The 868-nt window shown below is 69.7% G+C and carries 1 protein-coding gene; it reads right to left on the reverse strand.

What is annotated here, in order from left to right; all coding sequences use genetic code 11:
- Nucleotides 1-10: 10 nt before the first annotated feature.
- Nucleotides 11-828, reverse strand: a protein-coding gene (locus G6038_RS30790; protein ID WP_206025899.1) for an IS5 family transposase whose coding sequence is annotated in 2 segments (ribosomal slippage) — nucleotides 11-469 and nucleotides 472-828 — 816 coding nt in all. Because the reading frame shifts where the segments join, the coding sequence is not laid out codon by codon here.
- Nucleotides 829-868: the final 40 nt, after the last annotated feature.

Consider the following 868-nt stretch of genomic DNA (forward strand, 5'->3'; position numbering starts at 1 on the left):
AGGGGATGTCTCATTTGGGGAGCTTCTTCCAGCAGGTCAGCGCGGCGGCGAGTTGGAGGAAACCGGCGAAGTGCTCGCCGTGACGTTCGTAGCGGATCGTCAGCCGGCGGTAGCCGGTCAGCCACGCCAGGGTGCGTTCGATCTTCCACCGGTACCGGCCGAGGCGTTCGCTGCTCTCGACGCCGCGGCGCGCGATGCGTGGGACGATACGTCGGGCGCGCAGCCACCGGCGGTGGACGGGGTAGTCGTAGCCCTTGTCCGCCCGCAACCGGCCGGGTCGCCGGCGACGCGGACCACGGCGCGAGCGCACCGCCGGGATCGCGGTCACCATCGGCTGCAGCATGAGGCTGTCGTGGGTGTTCGCCGAGGTCACCGCGGTCACGAGCGGGATGCCGTCGGCATCGGAGAGGATGTGGATCTTCGAGCCGTTCTTGCCGCGATCGACCGGACTGGGACCGGTCAGAGAGCCCCCCTTTTTGCCCGGACGTGCGCTGCGTCCAGGATCGCCGCGGACCAGTCCAGGTCCCCGCCGGCGCCGAGCCGGTCGAGGACCTGGCGGTGCAGCTCGTCGAACACCCCGGCCCGGGCCCACGCGGCGAAGCGGCGGTGCGCGGTCGGGACGCTGACCCCGAACGACGGTGGCAGGTGCCGCCACGCGCAACCGCTGGTGAGCACATAGACGATGGCAGTGAACACCGCCCGATCGTCCAGCGCTGCCCGCCCACCACCCTGGGGCCGCGCCCGGAATCCGGGCAGCAACGGTTCGACGATCTCCCACAACGCATCCGGCACCAACCGGGAAGACAACGCATCGACCACGACCGTCATCATGCCGCACACACGATCTAACCCATAAGAGACACGCTCT

This window comes from Rhodococcus sp. 14C212 (genome assembly GCF_011058195.1).
Classification (GTDB): Bacteria; Actinomycetota; Actinomycetes; order Mycobacteriales; family Mycobacteriaceae; genus Rhodococcus; species Rhodococcus aetherivorans.